This window comes from Oleiphilus sp. HI0043, from assembly GCF_001634935.1.
This window is the reverse complement of record NZ_LWEY01000776.1, coordinates 1-534: the sequence shown is the minus strand read 5'-3', so window position 1 is coordinate 534 and position 534 is coordinate 1. Positions and strand designations below refer to the sequence as shown.

The following is a 534-nucleotide window of genomic DNA, read 5'->3' as shown; positions in this document are numbered from 1 at the left end:
TGGTTTAACAGCAACGGTTCGTGCGATCACCAAACGTTGTTGCTGACCACCGNATAGACCCAATGCGCTATCATCAAGACGATCTTTAACTTCATCCCAAAGTGCTGCAGTACGTAGAGACCATTCTACTGTTTCATCTAGAATACGCTTTTTGTTGATTCCTTGAATACGCAGGCCATAAGCGACGTTTTCATAGATGCTCTTTGGGAAAGGGTTTGGCTTCTGGAATACCATACCAATGCGGCGACGAAGTTCAGCCACTTCGACTTTACGTTGGTAGATATCTTTACCTTCGTGCATGATTTTACCGGTGATGCTACAGCCATCAACCAAATCGTTCATGCGATTGAAGCAACGCAATAATGTCGATTTACCACAACCCGATGGGCCGATAAAAGCCGTTACTCGGTTCTGTGGGATCTGCATATTTACGCCGTGAAGGGCCTCTTTTTCACCGTAGCATAAGCGTAAATCGTCAACGGTTAGTGCAATTTTTTCGTCTTCCAGCTTTAGAGCTGCAGACTTACGCTGTAG

At 45.4% G+C, this 534-nt stretch carries 1 protein-coding gene; it reads right to left on the bottom strand.

Annotated elements, in window-relative coordinates:
• Positions 1–507: phosphate ABC transporter ATP-binding protein (locus A3729_RS08785; RefSeq protein WP_231877390.1), on the bottom strand; the 507-nt coding region annotated here is incomplete at its 3' end.
• Positions 508–534: the final 27 nt, after the last annotated feature.